This window comes from Tenacibaculum sp. MAR_2010_89 (genome assembly GCF_900105985.1).
GTDB classification, from domain to species: Bacteria; Bacteroidota; Bacteroidia; order Flavobacteriales; family Flavobacteriaceae; genus Polaribacter; species Polaribacter halocynthiae.
In genome coordinates, this window is record NZ_FNUB01000001.1 from 1 (window position 1) to 19,008 (window position 19,008).

The 19,008-nt window shown below is 31.7% G+C and carries 14 protein-coding genes, 1 tRNA gene and 1 rRNA gene; 7 read left to right on the forward strand and 9 right to left on the reverse strand.

Annotation, left to right across the window (positions count from 1 at the left end; genetic code table 11):
- Window positions 1–141 precede the first annotated feature (141 nt).
- From BLV71_RS00005 to BLV71_RS00025, 5 genes are all read right to left on the reverse strand, one after another.
- Window positions 142–216 (reverse strand) — tRNA-Ile (locus BLV71_RS00005).
- A gap of 82 nt (window positions 217–298) precedes the next feature.
- Window positions 299–1,817: ribosomal RNA gene (locus BLV71_RS00010) — 16S ribosomal RNA — on the reverse strand.
- Between the two features lie 848 nt (window positions 1,818–2,665).
- Window positions 2,666–3,550: an ACP S-malonyltransferase gene (gene fabD / locus BLV71_RS00015; protein WP_093868573.1), complete on the reverse strand. Its 885-nt coding sequence runs from the start codon at window positions 3,548–3,550 to the stop codon at window positions 2,666–2,668.
- Between the two features lie 88 nt (window positions 3,551–3,638).
- Entirely contained in the window at window positions 3,639–5,762 is a 2,124-nt protein-coding gene (locus BLV71_RS00020) for a carboxy terminal-processing peptidase (protein WP_093868574.1), read from the reverse strand.
- Between the two features lie 69 nt (window positions 5,763–5,831).
- Window positions 5,832–6,353, reverse strand: coding sequence for a hypothetical protein (locus BLV71_RS00025; RefSeq protein WP_143032735.1), 522 nt, complete (start codon window positions 6,351–6,353; stop codon window positions 5,832–5,834).
- A 114-nt stretch (window positions 6,354–6,467) separates the two neighbouring features.
- Between BLV71_RS00025 and surE the strand changes: the two genes are divergently transcribed.
- Genes surE through BLV71_RS00055 form a run of 6 tightly spaced genes read left to right on the forward strand, consistent with a single transcriptional unit; the run spans window position 6,468 to window position 10,840 of the window.
- Window positions 6,468–7,238, forward strand: a complete 771-nt coding sequence (surE, locus tag BLV71_RS00030; protein WP_093868576.1) for a 5'/3'-nucleotidase SurE — start codon at window positions 6,468–6,470, stop codon at window positions 7,236–7,238.
- Window positions 7,226–7,513, forward strand: a complete 288-nt coding sequence (locus BLV71_RS00035; protein WP_093868577.1) for a hypothetical protein — start codon at window positions 7,226–7,228, stop codon at window positions 7,511–7,513. Before surE ends, BLV71_RS00035 begins: the two co-directional genes overlap by 13 nt.
- A 28-nt stretch (window positions 7,514–7,541) precedes the next feature.
- Window positions 7,542–8,657 (forward strand): lipid-A-disaccharide synthase, encoded by a 1,116-nt coding sequence (gene lpxB, locus BLV71_RS00040; RefSeq protein WP_093868578.1) that lies wholly within the window; start codon window positions 7,542–7,544, stop codon window positions 8,655–8,657.
- 4 nt (window positions 8,658–8,661) lie between these two features.
- The gene (locus BLV71_RS00045; protein ID WP_176974313.1) at window positions 8,662–9,171 is read left to right on the forward strand and encodes a C40 family peptidase; all 510 of its coding nucleotides are present in this window, start codon (window positions 8,662–8,664) and stop codon (window positions 9,169–9,171) included.
- Window positions 9,172–9,185: 14 nt separating this feature from the next.
- Window positions 9,186–9,677: a C40 family peptidase gene (locus tag BLV71_RS00050; RefSeq protein WP_093868580.1), complete on the forward strand. Its 492-nt coding sequence runs from the start codon at window positions 9,186–9,188 to the stop codon at window positions 9,675–9,677.
- 38 nt (window positions 9,678–9,715) lie between these two features.
- Window positions 9,716–10,840 carry a T9SS type A sorting domain-containing protein gene (locus tag BLV71_RS00055; protein ID WP_093868581.1) on the forward strand — a complete coding sequence of 375 codons (1,125 nt, stop codon included), beginning with the start codon at window positions 9,716–9,718 and terminating at the stop codon, window positions 10,838–10,840.
- Between the two features lie 68 nt (window positions 10,841–10,908).
- On the opposite strand, the gene obgE is transcribed toward BLV71_RS00055, so the two are convergent.
- The 3 genes from obgE to secDF form a co-directional block, all read right to left on the reverse strand.
- On the reverse strand, window positions 10,909–11,898 hold the full coding sequence (gene obgE / locus BLV71_RS00060) for a GTPase ObgE (RefSeq protein ID WP_093868582.1): 990 nt from the start codon (window positions 11,896–11,898) through the stop codon (window positions 10,909–10,911).
- 45 nt (window positions 11,899–11,943) lie between these two features.
- On the reverse strand, window positions 11,944–13,062 hold the full coding sequence (locus tag BLV71_RS00065; protein WP_093868583.1) for an adenylate kinase: 1,119 nt from the start codon (window positions 13,060–13,062) through the stop codon (window positions 11,944–11,946).
- A gap of 87 nt (window positions 13,063–13,149) precedes the next feature.
- Window positions 13,150–16,149: a protein translocase subunit SecDF gene (secDF, locus tag BLV71_RS00070; protein ID WP_093868584.1), complete on the reverse strand. Its 3,000-nt coding sequence runs from the start codon at window positions 16,147–16,149 to the stop codon at window positions 13,150–13,152.
- Window positions 16,150–16,356: 207 nt separating this feature from the next.
- On the opposite strand from secDF, the gene BLV71_RS00075 reads away from it, so the two are divergent.
- Window positions 16,357–18,066: a formate--tetrahydrofolate ligase gene (locus tag BLV71_RS00075; RefSeq protein WP_093868585.1), complete on the forward strand. Its 1,710-nt coding sequence runs from the start codon at window positions 16,357–16,359 to the stop codon at window positions 18,064–18,066.
- 72 nt (window positions 18,067–18,138) lie between these two features.
- On the opposite strand, the gene BLV71_RS00080 is transcribed toward BLV71_RS00075, so the two are convergent.
- Window positions 18,139–18,933 carry a DUF2797 domain-containing protein gene (locus BLV71_RS00080; RefSeq protein ID WP_093868586.1) on the reverse strand — a complete coding sequence of 265 codons (795 nt, stop codon included), beginning with the start codon at window positions 18,931–18,933 and terminating at the stop codon, window positions 18,139–18,141.
- Window positions 18,934–19,008 lie beyond the last annotated feature (75 nt).

Here is a 19,008-nt window from a genome sequence, read left to right on the forward strand (position 1 = left end):
GATGACCTCTTGCGTGCAAGGCAAGCGCTCTAGCCAGCTGAGCTAATCCCCCATTATGAAATTCAGAATATGAATCCTCAATTATGAATGTTGAATTCTCTAACTTCCAGAATTTCCTTCCTAATATATACTTCTTTATTTGTAGTCCGGGCAGACTCGAACTGCCGACCTCTACATTATCAGTGTAGCGCTCTAACCAGCTGAGCTACGAGACTATAATAGCTATATATTAGTGTGTTTTAAAATTAACAGCAAAGAGCAAAATGTACCTCTTTTGTAACTCACCATCTTTCTCTAGAAAGGAGGTGTTCCAGCCGCACCTTCCGGTACGGCTACCTTGTTACGACTTAGCCCTAGTTACCAGTTTTACCCTAGGCAGTTCCTTGCGGTAACCGACTTCAGGCACCCCAGCTTCCATGGCTTGACGGGCGGTGTGTACAAGGCCCGGGAACGTATTCACCGGATCATGGCTGATATCCGATTACTAGCGATTCCAGCTTCACGGAGTCGAGTTGCAGACTCCGATCCGAACTGTGATATGGTTTATAGATTCGCTCCTATTCGCATAGTGGCTGCTCATTGTCCATACCATTGTAGCACGTGTGTAGCCCAGGACGTAAGGGCCGTGATGATTTGACGTCATCCCCACCTTCCTCACGGTTTGCACCGGCAGTCTCGCTAGAGTCCTCAACTTTACTTGTTAGCAACTAACGATAGGGGTTGCGCTCGTTATAGGACTTAACCTGACACCTCACGGCACGAGCTGACGACAACCATGCAGCACCTTGTGATCTGTCCGAAGAAAACTCTATCTCTAAAGCTGTCAGACCACATTTAAGCCCTGGTAAGGTTCCTCGCGTATCATCGAATTAAACCACATGCTCCACCGCTTGTGCGGGCCCCCGTCAATTCCTTTGAGTTTCAATCTTGCGATCGTACTCCCCAGGTGGGACACTTATCACTTTCGCTTAGTCACTGAGATAAATCCCAACAACTAGTGTCCATCGTTTACGGCGTGGACTACCAGGGTATCTAATCCTGTTCGCTCCCCACGCTTTCGTCCATGAGCGTCAGTATATACGTAGTAGACTGCCTTCGCAATCGGTATTCTGTGTAATATCTATGCATTTCACCGCTACACTACACATTCTATCTACTTCCGTATAACTCAAGTCAACCAGTATCAAAGGCAGTTCCATAGTTAAGCTATGGGATTTCACCTCTGACTTAATTGACCGCCTGCGGACCCTTTAAACCCAATGATTCCGGATAACGCTTGCACCCTCCGTATTACCGCGGCTGCTGGCACGGAGTTAGCCGGTGCTTATTCTTACAGTACCGTCAAGGCCGTACACGTACGACTGTTTCTTCCTGTATAAAAGCAGTTTACAACCCATAGGGCAGTCATCCTGCACGCGGCATGGCTGGTTCAGAGTTGCCTCCATTGACCAATATTCCTCACTGCTGCCTCCCGTAGGAGTCTGGTCCGTGTCTCAGTACCAGTGTGGGGGATAATCCTCTCAGACCCCCTACCTATCGTTGCCATGGTAAGCCGTTACCTTACCATCTAGCTAATAGGACGCATAGTCATCTTGTACCCATAAATGTTTAATTAAAAAGCGATGCCACTTCTCAATATTATGGAGTATTAATCTTCATTTCTAAAGGCTATCCTCCTGTACAAGGCAGATTCTATACGCGTTACGCACCCGTTCGCCGGTCGTCAGCGGAAGCAAGCTCCCCTGTTACCCCTCGACTTGCATGTGTTAAGCCTGCCGCTAGCGTTCATCCTGAGCCAGGATCAAACTCTTCATTGTATAATCTTTAATATTATTAATGAATAAGTTTCAAAAGAATTTTTTTAATCTAACTAATTAGACTGTGGTAATTCTACTCTTTAATTACGCTGTCAATTTCAATATTTTCAATGAACTTTGTTAACCTTAATACTTGATATCTCTCAATCAAAACCTTAATTAACTTTTTGTAGAAACGTTAGAATCGAACTAACTGACTTTTTAACGGTCTTTCCAAAATCTCTGTAATCGTGTCGCTTTCTCTAAGCGGATGCAAACCTACAAACTATTTTTAATCTGACAAAAACTTTTTTGAAGTTTTTTTTTAAATTTGTAAATCCCATAAATCAATGAACTATTCCCTAAAATTCGGACTGCAAAGATACTCACTTTCATTTGTTTTAAACAAGCTTTTTTTAACTTATTTTTTAACCCTCGCTTAATATCTTAATAACCCTATTTTAATGAACTTTGCTTACTTTTAAACTCTGCGCTTATCCGTTTGCGGGTGCAAATATAGATCCCTTTTCTAACATGACAATGACTTTTTTGAAGTTATTTTTAAAGATTTTCTTAATCAACTACCTACTAAGCTTTTAAATCAAAAAGTTTTTTTGAGTACTGTTATAAAAGCCAATTTTCCTACAGTAATCCCTATACATTATATAACTCTATACTTATATAATTGTTCTCCATTCTTGTAAACTTTATTCAAAAATCAAGCAATTTATATAGTACTTATACTAATATTATATACCTGTGTTAGGGATTGAAGCAGGTGTTTGAGCTCTTTTGTTCCTTTTTTTAAAACAAAAAAAAGCAGGTTTTCATAAAAACCTGCTTCTTAATTATAATTTTTAAAAGTAATTTTATACTAATTCAGCCCTACTTGCTGTTACAGTTCTATCAATTTTTCGCATTAAACCTTGTAAAACTTTACCTGGCCCAACTTCTACAAACTCACTTCCTCCATCTGCAATCATTGCTTTAATACACTGAGTCCATTTTACAGGAGCTGTTAATTGTAATATTAAATTTTCTTTTATTTCATCAGGATTTGTTACAGCTTTAGCTACTACATTTTGATAAACAGGACAAATAGGCTCATTAAATTCTGTTTCTTCAATTGCCTTTGCCAATTCTTCTCTTGCTGGCTCCATCATTGGAGAATGAAAACCTCCTCCAACTGGTAAAACTAAAGCTCTTCTAGCTCCTTTTTCTTTTAGTAGATCACAAGCTTTATTTATAGCATCTACTTCTCCAGAAATTACAAGTTGCCCAGGACAGTTGTAATTAGCTGCAACTACGATCCCATCTATATCTTCACATACTTCTTCAACTACATTATCTTCTAATCCAAGAACAGCAGCCATTGTTGATTTTTGCACTTCACAAGCTTTTTGCATAGCTAAAGCTCTTTTTGAAACTAATTTTAATCCGTCTTCGAAAGACAATACTTTATTTGCAACTAATGCCGACAACTCTCCAAGAGAATGCCCAGCTACCATTTCAGGATTAAAATCATCTCCTAAAACCTTTGCTAAAATTACTGAATGTAAAAAAATAGCTGGTTGTGTTACTTTTGTTTGTTTTAACTCTTCAGCATCTCCCTCAAACATTATATCAGTAATACTAAAACCTAATATATTATTAGCTTTTTCAAATAGATCTTGAGCTATAGGTGACTTTTCATATAAGTCTAGTCCCATTCCTGTAAACTGTGCTCCTTGACCAGGAAAAATATATGCTTTCATTTATTATTTTATTTTTTGGGCTACAAACATACAATATTTAATATTACCACATTTTTAAACTTTGCTAAGCCAAAAATAAAATGACCTTTTAATGTTTTACTATTGAATATTCTTTTTTCATTTTCAATTCACTTAAAACATTTAAAGCTTCATTCATATAAATATCTTTTTTAAGGTTTTTATGCCAAGCTATACGCTTACCTTTTAAAATAGTATCCTTTTTAAATAATTCATATTCATATTTAGGTGCATTAAATGTTATGTTAGATTTGAATTTAAAAACTTCTTTAAATTTCTTTCCTTGCATAGATTTTTTATCAGTCTCATTTTTAAATTCATTATAGTTTAATGAGTAAATATTTTCATCTTGATTTTTCTTTAACCATTTTGCGTATTCATTAATCTTTTGAAATTTTTCATCATTAAGAACCCTTTGATTACTCTTATATACAACATCTGCAAAATTACTATATGAGTTTCTAATCTTATAATTTGCTTGTTTTACTTTGTCCCAAGCTAAAGCCCCATCTAGATCTCTTTCACCAAATTTCATATAACTATACCTACTTGGTAAAGAAATATCAGAATAAACTCCTTCAATTTGAGTTGATCCTCCATTAATTCTGTAAAATTTTTGAATTGTCATTTTTAGAGCTCCCAAATCACTAGGATATTGCTCATAAAAACGATTTATAGGTAAAACATTTTGAACTGTTCCTTTACCATAGGTTTGCTTTCCTCCAATTATCACTCCTCTTTTATAATCTTGCATTGCTGCAGCAAAAATTTCAGAGGCAGATGCTGAAAACTCATTCACCATAACTACTAAAGGTCCATTCCATTGTATTTTACTATCCGTATCATTTTTCACTAATGGATCTTCTCCTCTATACTTTACTTGAACTATTGGCCCTTTATCAATAAACAAACCTCCAATTTCAATTGCGGTTTTTAAAGATCCTCCTCCATTATCTCTTAAATCAACAATCAACCCTTTTACATTTTCAGCTTTTAATCTTTCAATTTCTTTCTCCATATCTTTAGCTGCATCTCTACTGTTGGAGTCACTAAAGTCAATATAAAATTTAGGTAAATTTATTATTCCATACTTTTTACCATCTTTTTCTACTATACTTGATTTCACAAATGTTTCTTCTAGCTCAACTACGTCTCTTATTATAGAAATTACTTGAGTAGACCCATCAAATTTTTTCTTAACTGTCAACCTTACTTCAGTCCCTTTTTTTCCTTTTATAAATTTGATCGCATCATCTAATCTTACTCCTACAATATTAACTGGTTCTGCATCAGCTTGAGCTACCTTTAATATAATATCTCCTGCTTCTAATTCATTTTGTTTCCAAGCTGGCCCTCCAGAAATCAACTCTACAACATGGGTATACATTCCTTTCTTTTGTAAACGTGCTCCAATCCCTTCTAGTTTACCAGACATATCCTGATCAAAACGAGATTTAATTCTTGGAGACATATAAGTAGTGTGAGGGTCAAATCCGCTAACGATGCTATTTAAAAATGTTGAATACCAATCTGAACTTTCTAGTTCATCAATTCTGATATATAACTCATTCATATTTTTCAACACTTCAGCTCTAGCTTCAACTTCTAATTCCGTAAAAGTTTTCTTTTCAACCTTTTCTCCTTTATCAATTTTATCTTTCTGTATTCTTTCTCCCTCTTCAATTCTACCTATTATTGATAACTTTAACTGTCTTCTCCAATAGTCTAACAACTCATTTTCATTTTTAGCGAATGGTATTTTTTCATAATCAACATTAATAGTTTCCTTTTTATTATAATTAAATGACTGCTTTAATAATGTTCTATAATTAATTTTTGCAGCATCTAACTTCTCTAAAAACCTTCCATAAACTAATTTGTAAAAATCAATATTAGTATCTCTTAATTGATCATCAATTAAATACTTATACTGAGAAAACTCTTTTAAATCTTCTTGAGTAAAATATCTTTTACTTGGATCTAACCCTTCAATAAAAGAATTGTAAACATGCTCAGAAAAATTATCATCTAATTTTTTTTGCACGTAATGATACCTACTTAATATATTTTTTAAAACATATACTATTACTCTGTCTTTTTCAGGGTCTTCATCTTTAAAATTTGATGATGCATGCACTGAATTAGCAAATAAAATAATTATTGCAAAAAAATGAATAATGAATTTCGTCTTCATAAATCTTCTGTTTTTAAAATGTACGTAGTCTTCACTAACTGCTAAACTACTAAAATAATGCCACTTTTACTATTCTTCTCTTTTTTTGTATAGCCCTTTAAACACTTCCTTTATTACCTTTCCGTTTTCATTTATGTAATTCCATATTTGAACAACAGAATTGTCTTTCTTCTTTTCCCAAATAATTTGATTACGATAACTTCCTTTTTTACTTTTTATTATTTCACTGTTTAAGATCATTTTTCCCTTTTCAAATTTCCCTTTAAGTATTAATGAAAATCCTGAGTTATCAATCCAAACCTGATTCCATGAATTATCTATTTTATTAAAATAATTGTAGCTCGTTCCCTTACTTTTTGATGTCTTAGACGTCCAATTTTCTTGAATCGTACAAGCATTAGTCATTTTAACAATATTATTAACACCTATTAACGCACCTTTATCATTATAAACATTCCAATTACCTACCCAAAAATCAAATTGCGAATACTGAATAGAACTACATGGTTTTTTCACTGTAGTTTGAGCTGTAATTATTGAAAAAAAAGTTGAAATAACAAAAATTGTAATATAAACAACAACACGTATCATACCTTTGTATTTGAGTGTTACAATTTTACACAATATTTCACCTCTTCTATCTTTACAAAATGTTAAAAAAGAATCCTTTTTTTATCTTACATTTGTTGTTAAACTAAATCTACTATGCAAGAAAGACCCTTAATTTTAGTTACAAATGACGATGGAATTACCGCTCCTGGTATAAGAATGCTTATTGAAATCATGAATAAAATAGGCGATGTTGTAGTGGTAGCTCCGGACAGTCCTCAAAGTGGTATGGGGCATGCAATTACAGTAAATAATGTTTTACATTGTAACCCTATAACTATTGATGATGGCCCTCAAATTGAATATAGTTGCTCTGGTACTCCAGCTGACTGTGTTAAAATGGCCAAAAATCAAATTTTAAACAGAACTCCAGACCTATGTGTTTCTGGCATAAACCATGGCTCAAACTCTTCCATCAATGTTATTTATTCTGGAACTATGAGTGCTGCTGTTGAGGCCGGTATTGAAGGGATTCCTGCTATTGGTTTTTCTTTATTAGATTTTGATTGGCATGCAGATTTTAGAGCTGCTAAAAAATTCATAGAAAAGATTACACTAAATGTTCTTTTAAATGGACTTACTGATGGAGTTGTTTTAAATGTAAATATCCCTAAACTTAAAGAAAACGACATTAAAGGGATTCGCATTTGTAGACAAGCAAATGGGTACTGGAAAGAAACCTTTGATAAACGAAAAAGTCCTTACGGAAAAGAATATTACTGGTTAACTGGTGAATTTATTAATAAAGACAAAGGGCAAGATACAGATATATGGGCTTTGGAAAACGGATACATTTCTGTTGTTCCTGTTCAATTTGATATGACTGCTCATCATGCAATACAAAAACTAAACTCATGGGACATATAAAAAAAGAAGTTATCATTGGTTTTTTAGTTTCATTACTAGCAACTGTTTCTGGTTTTTTTATTTATTTACAATATATTTCTCAATCAAATATTTCCGAAACGCTTAATAAAATTAAAGAGGGAGGAGTTTTAGGAGCTGTTATTGCTTTAGCAGCTATACCAAATTTGTTTGTTTTTTTTGTTTTTTTAAAAAAGAAACAAGATTATCGAGCTAGAGGTGTTTTAATTGCAACAATTACAATTGCTATATTTACCTTTATCTTGAAATTTATATAAATCTCAACAAGACGCATTAGAAGATTTTATGAAATACTATATACTTGCAGGAGAAGCATCAGGAGATTTACATGGAGCAAATTTAATGAAAGCTTTATTTAAAGAAGACCCTGAAGCAGATATTCGATTTTGGGGTGGTGACTTAATGCAAAATGTTGGTGGCACATTAGTAACACATTATAAAGAACGAGCTATAATGGGTTTTGTAGAAGTTCTTTTAAACCTTAAAAAAGCATTAAACTTTATTAAATCTTGTAAAAAAGATATTGCAAAATATAATCCAGATGTGATTATTTTTATAGACAACTCTGGTTTTAATTTAAGAATTGCTAAGTGGGCAAAAAAAAACAATTTTAAAACCAATTACTATATTTCACCTCAAGTATGGGCTAGTAGACCAGGAAGAGTAGAAAGTATAAAACGTGACATTGATAACATGTTTGTTATACTTCCTTTTGAAAAGGATTTTTACAGTAAGTTTAATTATACTGTAAATTTTGTAGGACATCCACTAATTGATGGCATTGAAGGTAGAAAACAAGTAGACGAACATGAATTTAGAAAAAAACATCATTTAGGCTCAAAAAAGATTATTGCCCTTTTACCAGGAAGCAGAAAACAAGAAATCTCTAAAATGTTATCTGTTATGCTATCATTAACAGACGACTTTTCAAATTATCAATTTGTTGTAGCTGGTGCCCCTAGTCAATCTTATGAATTCTATCAAGAGTTTATTAAAAATAAAAATGTTTCTTTTATTTCAAATAAAACTTACGACCTATTAAGTATTTCGTACGCAGCTTTGGTTACTTCTGGAACTGCTACTTTAGAAGCGGCTTTATTTAAGGTTCCTCAAGTAGTTTGCTATAAAGGTAGTAATATTGAATACCAAATAGCTAAAAGAATTATAACATTAGATTATATTTCTTTGGTTAATTTAATTATGAATAAAGAAGTTGTTACTGAATTAATTCAAAATGACTTTACAAAAGAAAAACTTAAACAAGAATTATTTCGTATATTAGATTCTACTCATAGAGAGCAACTATTCTTAGATTATTTTGATTTAGAGAAAGTTTTAGGAGGTAAAGGTGCTTCTGAAAAAACAGCTAAGTTGATTGTTGATGGATTAAAAAACAATTAAATAAGTGATTAGAAAATTATTTCCAGTTTTTTGTATTTTATTTTTTATGTACTCGTGTGGTTCATCAAAAAAAGTTAGTTCTAATAAACCTATTAAACATCAAGTTTCAAAACCTTCTAAGAAAAAAATTACAACTGCTGATAAAATTGTTTGGACTGCCGTTTCCTATAAAGGAGCTCCATATAAGTATGGAGGTACTAGTAAAAAAGGAATGGATTGCTCTGGTTTAATTTATACTTCTTTCAAAAAACGGAATGTTTCTTTGCCTAGAACATCTAAGTTAATGTATTTAGAAGGCTATTCAATACCTTTAAATAAGGTTAAGCGAGGTGACTTGCTTTTTTTCAAAACTACTCGAAAAAGAGGTAAAGTTAATCACGTTGGATTAATTACCTCAGTAAAAAACGGAGTAATTCGTTTTATTCATTCTACGAGTTCACGAGGGGTGTTAGTAAGCTCTTTACGTGAAAAATATTGGAAAAGAGCTTTTATTAAAGCAAAAAGAGTTTTGTAACTATAATTTTCAAAATGAAACAAAGAGTTGTTTTACTAATTAGTATTATCACTTTTATTATGTATTGCTTTTTTAAAACTGAAAAAAAGCAATCAAGTAATAAGAAAGCTCCTCTAATTTCTTTAACTGATAAAGTTATTTCTATTGCTAATTCTTATAACGGCGTACCTTATAAACCTGGAGGAATTACATCAAAAGGAATGGACTGTTCTGGCCTAGTACAAACATCTTTCAAACAGATTAATGTATTATTACCACGCTCTTCTAGTTCAATGAGTAATAAAGGCAAAAAAATATCTACCGATAAAATAAAGCTTGGTGATTTATTATTTTTTAATATTAATAGGCTAAAAGGAAAAATAAATCATGTCGGTTTAGTTACAAATATTGACAATCACAATATTTACTTCATACATTCTACTACTTCAAAAGGAGTAATTACAAATTCATTAAATGAACCCTATTGGAAAACAGCTTTTGTTAAAGCTAAACGAGTATTAAATTAATTTCATTCTTAAAAACAATTATTAATTCCCCTATTATTATGACAAAACAATTACTTTTATTATTATTTTTTAGTAGCATGGTTGTAAGTGCACAAAATGTTACAATACCAGACACAAATTTCAAAGCTACTTTAGTAGCTAACACCGCAATAAACACCAATAATGATTCAGAAATTCAAACTAGCGAAGCCAATGCATTTAGTGGAAGTATGGATGTTTCTAATAAAAATATTGCAAATTTAAATGGTATCGAAGCGTTTATTAATCTTACAAGCTTATCATGTTATAGTAATCAATTAACAAGCTTGGATCTTAGTAAAAATGTAAAGTTAAAGTATCTTTACTCATACAATAATAAACTTACAAGCATTGATGTTTCAAAAAATACAGAATTAAACACTTTATATTCTTATGACAATGAACTTACGAGCATTGACATAACGAACAACTTATCTTTAGTTTATTTTGACTGTAGCACTAACAAGATAAATACCTTAGACACAAGTAAAAACACAATGCTTTCAAAAATTTACTGCCATACAAATCAACTTACAGATTTAGATGTTACAAAAAATGTTGATCTGCGTTTATTTTTCTGTTATAACAATGGCAATATTTCTTCCCTAGATGTAAGCAAAAATATTGAACTTAGTTCATTAAACTGTGGTGGAAATAAAATAACTAGCTTAGATGTGAGTAACTGCCCTAAGCTAACTAAACTTTACTGCTCTATTAATAGTTTAACCTCATTAAATTTAGCTAATGGTACTAATACTACTTTTAAAGAAATTGAAGTTGTTAGAAATAGCAGCCTAAATTGTATCCAAGTAGATGATATTGCCTATAGTACAAGTAATTGGACAGGGAGTAATTTTGCTTTTGATAGTGCTTCAAGTTTTAGCGAAAATTGTGCTACAGCGAGTATTAATAAAAACTCATTAGCAACTGTAAAAATCTATCCTGTACCCGTTAAAGAAACATTAAACATTGGTATTAACAAAGAAGAAATTACCACCATCAATATTTCAGACATTTCTGGCAGAATCGTTTTCAAAGGAAAAAGCAATAACAGTATTAATTTAAACTACCTCCCTACAGGAGTTTACATTTTACGATTAACAACAATAACTGGTGTGTTAACTAAAAAGTTTTTGAAAAACTAAGATTAAACTTAAAAACAAAAAAGCTGTGATTTTAAAATCACAGCTTTTTTTTATAAAAACTATATTGTTTAGTTTAACATCTTCCAAAGAGTATCTTTCAACTCCATTAAACCAGTTTGAGCTACAGATGAAATAAACAATGTATCAACCCCATCTGGTAATTCCTGTTTAATTTCTTCTTTTAATTCATCATCTAGCATATCACATTTCGAAATAGCCAATAATCGTTGCTTATCTAATAACTCAGGGTTATGCTTACGAAGTTCATTTAATAAAATTTCATATTCCTTCTTAATATCATCACTATCAGCAGCTATTAAGAATAATAAAGTAGAATTACGTTCAATATGTCTTAAGAAATAATGCCCTAACCCTTTACCTTCTGACGCTCCCTCAATAATACCAGGAATATCAGCCATCACAAAACTTTGATGATTTCTATATTCTACAATTCCTAAATTAGGTTTTAAAGTTGTAAAAGCATAATCAGCAATTTTAGGTTTAGCTGCAGTTATTACTGAAAGTAAGGTAGATTTTCCTGCATTAGGAAATCCGACTAATCCTACATCTGCTAAAATTTTAAGTTCCATTCGAAACCAACCTTCGACACCATCAATTCCAGGTTGAGCATAACGAGGTGCTTGATTTGTTGACGATTTAAAGTGCCAATTTCCTCTTCCTCCTTTACCTCCTTCTAATAAAATAATATCTTCGTCATGTTCAGTGACTTCAAAAAGTATTTCATCAGTATCAGCATCTCTAAAAACTGTACCTAAAGGAACAGGTATTACTATATCTGCTCCATCAGCACCAGTACTTCTACTACTACTTCCATGACCACCATGTTCAGCTTTAAAATGACGCTTAAACTTTAAGTGAAAAAGTGTCCACATAGTTTTATCTCCACGCACAATTACGTGACCACCTCTTCCTCCATCTCCTCCATCAGGACCACCTTTTGTTATGTACTTTTCACGGTGTAAATGAACAGAACCTTTACCACCTTTACCTGAAGATGCATAAACTTTTATATAATCGACAAAATTTCCTTCGGTCATTTTTTTTGTTTATTTATTTAGCTAAATTAATAGTTAAATATATTTTTATAATGTATCAAAAACATCAGATAAACGCTCTGTGATTTCTTCAATAGAACCCACACCATTTACCCCATAATATGTACCTTTATCTTCATAAAAGTCTTTTAATACAGCTGTTTTTGTATTGTATTCATTAAAACGATTTCTGATTTTACTTTCATCAGTATCATCAGATCTTCCACTAGTTTTACCTCTCTCTAAGATACGCTCAACTAATAAATCTTCAGAAACCTCTAAAGCAACCATTCCATTAATTCGTTCTCCTTTCTCTGCTAAAAACTCATCTAATACTTCAGCTTGAGATTGTGTTCTTGGAAATCCATCAAAAATGAACCCATTTACATCTGAGTTTTTTTCAACTTCAGCTTTAAGCATACTAATAGTTACTTCATCTGGAACTAAATTTCCAGCATCCATATATGTTTTTGCTAAAATCCCTAACTCAGTTCCATTTTTGATATTATAACGGAAAACATCTCCTGTTGAAATATGTACTAAGTTATATTTATCTTTTAAAACTGTAGCTTGTGTTCCTTTTCCTGCACCTGGAGGGCCAAATAATACGATGTTTTTCATTTTAGGTTTTGTTGTTAACTGATAAACAGCAGGTAAATTTCTTCCGTAACCATTATAATCAAGTCCATAACCAACTATAAAAGCATCATCAATACTTTTTCCTATATAGTCAATTGGTAACTCTTTTTTATATACATCTGGCTTAAAGAAAAGCGTTGCTATTTTTAATTCTTTTAAGTTTTTGGTTTTGAATATTTCGTAAATCTCTTGTAATGTCGTTCCTGTATCAATTACATCTTCCAATATCACAACGGTACGGTCAGATAAATCTTCATTTACTCCAATTAATTTCTTTACTTTTTCTGAAGAATTTGTTCCTTCATAAGAAGCTAACTTAACAAAAGAAATTTCGCAATCTCCATTAAATTCTCTTACAAAATCAGCAGCAAAAACAAAACAACCATTTAAAATACCAATAAAAAGAGGTACTTCATCTTTAGGTAAATCTTTTTTTACTTGTAACGCTAATTGCTTTACAATAGTAGCTATATCGTTTTTAGAAACGAATTCTTTAAAATATAAATCGTGGAGTTTTGTTATTTTCATCAGATTGCAAAGATAGTTGCTTGATAGTAAATGAAAAAACCGTTTTGAACATTATTCAAAACGGTTTTATTTTTGTTTCTTATTTTTTTATTTCTTCTCTCTTTTTTTGGCAACATCAAACATAATTGGAGTTGCAACGAATAAAGATGAATAAGTACCTACAATTACACCTATAATTAATGCAAACATAAATCCTTTAATACTATCACCTCCAAAGAAGAATATCGCTAACATTACTAACAATGTTGTTAATGATGTATTTATAGTTCTTCCTAACGTACTACTTAATGCTTTATCAACTAAACCAGCAGTAAAAGAAGTACTGTTATTAGCATATTCTCTAATTCTATCAAAAATTACCACGGTATCATTCAGTGAATATCCTACTACTGTAAGTATTGCCGCTATAAATGATTGTCCAATTTCCATATCAAAAGGCATAACTTTATATAAAATTGAGAACACACCTAATACAACTAAAACATCATGGAATACGGCTACTACTGCTCCAATAGAAAAGGCAACCTTTCTAAAACGCAATAAGATATATAAGAACACTACAATTAACGAACCTATTACAGCCCATAATGCAGCTTGCTTAATATCATCTGCAATTGTTGGTTCAACTTTCATATAACTCATTATACCACTACCAGCTTTTTCAAAACCAGGCTTAAAGTTCTCGTAAGTAGTATCACCTAAATAAGGCTTTAACCCTTTATATAATTCACTTTGAACTTGCTCATCAACTTGTCTTCCTTCTTCATCAATTTTATAAACTGTAGTTATTTTTAATTGATTTTCAGAACCATACGTTTTTGCTTCAGGAGCAGTACCAAAAGCATTCTTTAAAGTAGCAGCTACTTCATTTGCTTTTACTGGCTTATCAAAACGAACAATATAAGAACGTCCTCCTTTAAAATCAACTCCTTGTTTTAATCCTATAGTTAAAATAGAAACTAAACCAAAAGCAATGATAGCTCCAGAAATAACATAAGCTAACTTACGTTTCTTCAAAAATTCAATATTGATATTCTTAAACCAATTTTTAGAAATATTAGTATTGAATGTTAAATTAGTTCCTTTAGTTACAGCTCCATCAACTAATAATCGTGTAATGAAAATAGCTGTAAATAATGATGTTGCTATACCAATCATTAATGTTAATGCAAATCCTTTAATTGGACCTGTACCAAAAGCATATAAAATTACACCAGTTAATAACGTTGTAATGTTTGCATCAATAATTGCAGATAAAGCTCCTTTAATACTAAACCCTTCATCTACTGCGGTAGCTAAGCTCTTACCTCCTGTTAACCCTTCTTTAATTCTTTCAAAAATAATTACGTTGGCATCAACCGACATACCTATTGTTAAAATAATACCTGCTATTCCAGGTAATGTTAATACAGAATTAAATGATGCTAATACACCAAAAATAAATAAGATATTTACTAATAATGCAATGTTTGCATATAATCCAGCTTTACCATAATATAAAACCATCCATCCTAAAACTAATAAAATAGCTAAGGCAAATGACCATATACTTGCGTTAATAGATTCTTTACCTAATGATGGACCTACAACTTCTGATTGAATAATACGTGCAGGTGCAGGTAACTTACCAGCTTTTAAAACTGTTGCTATATCTTGTGCTTCAGAAACTGTCATTTGACCTCCTGAAATTTGAGTACTTCCTCCTGATATTACTGCATTTACTGAAGGTGCAGTATATACATAATCATCTAAAACAACAGCAACAAATTTACCAACATTATCACTAGTCATTTTAGCCCATTTCTTAGTACCAATTCCATTCATGGTCATTGACACTACAGGCTTACTTAATTGATCATAATCTTGTTTTGCATCAGCAATTACATCTCCTTCAATAGGAGCTTTATCATTTCTATTAGATTTTATAGCATATAATGCAATAATAGCAGCAACTTCCTCATCTTCTGGAGCATCAGCTGCTTTTGCAGGTGTAATTGACTGATAATTCCATAAAAACTTTGCATTTCTTAAGTTATTTGGTAATAAAGCTCTAATCTCCTTATTGTTAAGCAATTCATTTACTTTAGCAGTATCTTGCACTCTAGCATACCCTACTGTAGAACTAACTTGCGATTGATTTGGACTTAAAAAGTTAAATAACATTTTTTGAGCTTCAACATTTGTTGAGTCTTTTGATTCTCCTAATAAATCATCAATATCATCACCTTTCTTTGCAGTATCTTTTACTTGCTCAGTAGCGCTAGCTGTCTTGTCTTTTAATAACTCGATAGATTTAGCGTTAGCTTGCACAAAATATGGAATTACATCAGCATTAGTATATACTTCCCAAAACTGTAATTCAGCTGTACTTTGTAATAATTTTTGTACACGCTCAATATCTTTAGCTCCTGGCAATTCTACTTGAATTCTTCCAGAAGTTCCAATTCGTTGAATACTTGGTTGAACTACACCAAATTTATCAATACGGCTACGTAATACTTCGAAAGCTGTATTTATAGACGTGTTAATTTCCTGTTGTAAAGTCGATTTTACTTGTTCATTGGTTTTATTAAAGTCTATTTTATCACGTAGTGCTTTAGTTCCAAAAATTGATGGATCACTTAATTTAACACTTCCGTTACTTAAAGCCTCAAATTGACTATAAAATAAATCTATATAATCGTCTTGGCTATCTTTCTGTGCTTCATCAGCTTTTGCTAAAGCTTCATTGAATACAGAGTTTTTAGAGTCATTTGATAACCCTATTAAAATATCTTTAACAGATACTTGTAAAATTGCATTAATACCACCTTTTAAATCTAAACCAAGGTTCATTTCTTTATCCCTGATATCATTATAGGTGTATTTAGCAACTCCTAAATTAACTACTTCTTTATTTGCTACACTATCAATGTATTTCTTTTCTAGCTTAGCTAACTCTCTACCACTACCACCGTTAACATTTTTCTCAGCGTATTCTTTTGCACTGCTTTCTACCTTGTTGGCAAAAAATGTAAATGATAATTGGTATAAACTTACTAATCCAAAAAGAATAGCAAATAATTTAATAAGACCTTTGTTTTGCATATTCTTATAATTTAAATCGACTTTTTTTAAAACGTGCAAATATAGTATTTCAAAAAAGATTTGACAATTCTTTTGTCATATTTATGTTTCTAGCTACTAATTAACAAATACTTGATAATAGAATACTTCTTTTTTGGTATTTATATTATGTATATTTACAAGCTTTTCAAGCACATCAAACAACTTTAAATAATTTAATTCGATACAATGGCACATACTACTGACATTGAAACTCCTAAAACAGCACACTTAACTGATATTGAGATTGCTCAAGGAAAAAAATTGCAGCATATTAAGCATATTGCTCAAAAACTTAAGATAGAAGAAGACAACTTAGAAATGTACGGTAAGTATAAAGCTAAACTTCCTTTAGATTTAATTGATGAAGAAAAAATAAAACAAAACAATTTAGTTTTAGTTACAGCCTTAACACCTACTCCTGCTGGTGAAGGAAAAACAACTGTTTCTATTGGTTTAACTGAAGGATTAAATAAAGTAGGAAAGCAAGCTACTGTAGTTTTACGTGAACCTTCTTTAGGTCCTGTTTTTGGTATAAAAGGAGGAGCTGCCGGAGGTGGTTACTCACAAGTAGTACCAATGGAAGATATTAACCTACATTTTACAGGAGACTTTAATGCTATTGAAAAAGCAAATAATTTACTATCTGCATTAATTGACAATAACCTTCAAAGTAAAGTCAACAATTTAAACATTGATCCAAGAACAATTCTTTGGAAACGTGTTATAGATATGAATGATCGTGCTCTTCGTCAAATTACTATTGGTTTAGGAGGTACTGGAAATGGAATTCCTCGTGAAGATGGCTTTAATATTACTCCTGCTTCTGAAGTTATGGCTATTTTATGTATGGCTAGTGACTTCAATGACTTAAAAGAACGTTTAGGGAATATTTTTATAGGCTTTACTTTTGATAAAAAACCAGTTTTTGCTAAGGATTTAAAAGCAGAAAACGCTATGGCTATTTTACTTAAAGATGCCATAAAACCTAACCTTGTTCAGACATTAGAAGAAAACCCTGCAATTATACATGGTGGTCCTTTTGCAAATATTGCGCAAGGAACCAACAGTGTAATTGCTACTAAAATGGGATTATCTTTATCAAATTATGTAGTAACTGAAGCTGGTTTTGGCGCTGACTTAGGAGCTGAAAAATTCTTAAATATAAAATCTGCTCACGCTAAACTTAATCCTAAATGTGTTGTATTAGTAGCTACAGTTAGAGCTTTGCGTCATCATGGAGGTTCTCCAAAAGAAGAATACAATACTCCAAATTTAGAACGTGTTCAAAACGGATTTAAAAACCTTGAAAAACATATTGAAAACATTCGTAAATATAATATTGAACCTGTTGTTGCTATAAACTCTTTTATTTCAGACTCTATTGATGAAGTAGTTTTTGTTATTGGTGCATGTAAAAAACTAGGTGTTGAAGCAGTGGTCTCTGAAGGATGGGCTAATGGTGGCGATGGTACAAAAAAATTAGCCAATGCAGTTATAAACGTTGTTGAAAACAAGGCTACACAATACAAACCTTTATACGACTGGAAAAGCCCTGTAAAAGAAAAAATAGAAACAATTGCAAAAGAAATTTATGGTGCAGTTGGTGTTACTTACGATAAAAAAGCTCAATTAAACCTACGAAGAATAGATCGCTTAGGTTTTAATGATTTTGCAATTTGTATGGCCAAAACACAAAAATCATTTTCTGACAATGACAAGTTAATAGGAAGACCAGAAGGATTTACTGTTACAGTTAGAGAAATAGAAATTGCTGCAGGTGCTCAATTCATTATCCCTATTTTAGGAAAAATGATGCGTATGCCTGGTTTACCAGCTACTCCTGCCTCTGAAGGTATGAGTATTGATAATAATGGTAAAATTTCTGGATTGTCTTAATATCTGAATTACAACTAAAAAAGGATCTGCAATTAAATTGCAGATCCTTTTTTCTTTATATATCGATTAATACTATTTAACAACGATTTTAACTACCAAACCTTCATTAGCTCGAACATTAAAAACAGTTTCATCTTCAAAAATAAAATACTGCCCTTTAATTCCTACTAATTTACCTTTATAAGATTCTTGTTTTTTTAAGTTCAAACTTTTTGGCTTCGAAGGATATTTCTCTACAGGAAAATTAATACTTGTTTCTTTGTTGTTTTCAATAAAATATGCCTTTGCTTCTTCAGGTATAAATTCACGTAACTTTTCTTGCCATGATTCTAAACTTTCATCTTCTATGTCATTTTTAAGCATTTTTCGCCAATTGGTTTTATCAGCAACATGCTCTTTTAAAGCAACCTCGGTAATACCTGCTAAATACCTATTAGGAACCTCAACAATTTCAATAGCCTCATGCGCACCTTGATCTATCCACCTTGTAGGTACTTGATTTTTTCGTGTTACTCCAACTTTTACATTACTAGAATTTGCTAAATACACAATATGAGGCTGTAATTGTGCTTGTTTTTCATATTCTAAATCACGATCTTCAATTCCTAAATGAGCCTTACTTAATTCAGGTCGCATAATCCAATCACCAGCTTTCGCTGTTTCAAAAAAACATTTTTTACAAAAACCTTGTCTGTAAATCTCTTTCTCCAATCCACAACTCAAACATTCATAAGTAATAAAATGAAATTCAAGCTCTTTATTTAACAACTGATTCATATTTAAAAAATCAGTTTTCATATCTAAATAATATTGTACCGTTTCTAAATTCTCGGTAGCCATTTTTTTTAACACTCCTTGATATTGCATGTCTTAAATTTTATTACTTTTAGCTAAAAATTTTTGCTGATGTTTTTTAAAATAGAAAATACAGCAACAACAAAG